This window comes from Actinomycetospora sp. (assembly GCF_055612215.1).
Genome location: NZ_JBVPVA010000224.1, coordinates 1 through 1825 on the forward strand (window position 1 = coordinate 1; position 1825 = coordinate 1825).

The 1825-nt window shown below is 75.9% G+C and carries 2 protein-coding genes; both read left to right on the plus strand.

From position 1 onward, the window contains the following. Positions 1-711, plus strand: a 711-nt coding sequence (locus AC0CYZ_RS06265; protein WP_472213400.1) for an SDR family NAD(P)-dependent oxidoreductase, incomplete at its 5' end; no start/stop codon positions are given. Between the two features lie 191 nt (positions 712-902). Beyond that, positions 903-1715, plus strand: coding sequence for an endonuclease domain-containing protein (locus tag AC0CYZ_RS06270; RefSeq protein ID WP_472213402.1), 813 nt, complete (start codon positions 903-905; stop codon positions 1713-1715). Positions 1716-1825 lie beyond the last annotated feature (110 nt).

Consider the following 1825-nt stretch of genomic DNA (forward strand, 5'->3'; position numbering starts at 1 on the left):
ACCGATCTCAGCGGGCGCACCGCCCTCGTCACCGGGGCGAGCCGGGGGCTGGGCCGGGAGATCGCGGGGCGCCTGGCCGGTGCCGGGGCCCGGGTCGTGGCCGTCGCCCGGGATCCCGACGGCCTCGCCGCGGCGGTCGCGGAGATGCCCGGTGAGGTGACGGCGCTCCCGGTGGACCTCGCGGACGTCGACGCGATCGCCGGCGCGGTCGCCGGCGTCGGGGACGTCGACGTCCTGGTCAACGCCGCCGCGGTGATGAGCGCGCGGCGCTCGAAGACCCTCGAGGTCTCGCTCGACGCCTGGCGCGAGGTGCGGGCCGTCGACCTGGACGCGCCGTTCGCGCTCGTCTCGGCGTTCGTGCCGGGGATGTCGGAGCGGCGCTGGGGGCGGGTGGTGAACGTGAGCGCCTGCGTCGGGCGGATGAGCGGGCCCGGCACGGCGGGCGGACTGGCGCCCTACCGCGTCGCGAAGGCCGGCCTCAACGCGCTCACCCGCAACCTCGCCCACGAGCTCGGGATGGGGCGGCGCGGCGTGCTCGTCGACGCCACGTGCCCGGGCCACTGCCGCACCGACATGGGCGGGCCGGACGCACCGAGGTCGATCGAGGAGGGCGCGGACACCGCGGTGTGGCTCGCCTGCCGCGGTGCCACGCTCTCCGACCCGCCGCCCACGGGACGGCTGTGGGAGGACCGCGTCGAGGTGCCCTGGTAGGTCGGCCGGCGCGTCCCGCCGCGGTGATCAACGGACCTCGGTGGCTGCCGGGCTCGGTACGACGCAGTCCTGCAGGTCCGTTGATCATGCGCGAGGGCGATCGGCGGGAACCGATCGGCGGCGTGGCCCCTCGAACGGGTGTGGAGCCCTTGACGCGGTGGACCCGTGAGCCGTTCCGAGGGTCCTGGGCGGTGGCGACCGGCCGCCTCACCCGGGCGCGGCTGCGCGGGCCCGACTTCCGCAAGCTCGCGTACGACGTCTACGTCGGTGCCGCCGCGGAGGAGGACCTCGGGATGCGGGTCCGCGCCCTGCGGCTGTGGAGTCAGGACCGGGGCACCGTCGGCGGCCCGCTCGCCGCTCTCGCCTACGACGCGGACTGCCCCTGGACGGACGCCGAGCTGTTCGTGCCGTCGCGCTACCACCCGGCGCCCGAGGGGACGACGATCCGGACCGACCGGCTGCTCCCGGGCGAGGTCGCCGAACGCTTCGGTGCTCCGATCACCTCGCCCGCCCGCACGGCGTTCGACCTCGCGCGGCGGACACCTCTCGTGGACGCGGTGGCGGCGGTCGATGCGGTGGCCCACGCCTGTCGGCTCACCACCGAGCACCTGCGCCGGGTGGTGGAGGACCACCCGCGGGCGCGCGGGCTCGTGCAGGTCAGGCGGGTGCTCACGCTGATGGACCCCCGCGCGGAGTCGCTCCCCGAGACGCGCCTGCGCCTCGGGCTGCTCGACCGCGGGGTGCCGCCCGGAGTCCCGCAGTTCCGTGTCGTGCTGCTCACCGGCGAGCGCGTGCGCCTCGACCTCGCCTGGCCGAACGTGCGGTTCGCGCTCGAGTACGACGGCCCGGAGCACCGCACGATCACCGGACAGAACCGCGACGCCTTCCGGGATGCCCACCTCGCTGACCTCGGATGGGTCGTAGTCCGCGTGCCCTCGGCGATGGTGCTCGACCCCCGGGCCTTGGACCGGCTCGCCGCCCGTGTCCGCCGGGCCGTGGCCTGAGGGTCCAGCGCGAAGATCACCGGACCTCGGTGGTTGCGCCGGCGCGCGCTGGCAGCCACCCAGGTCTGTTGATCAACGGAGAGTGGCCGTGAGCACGGCGGGCGGGCGGG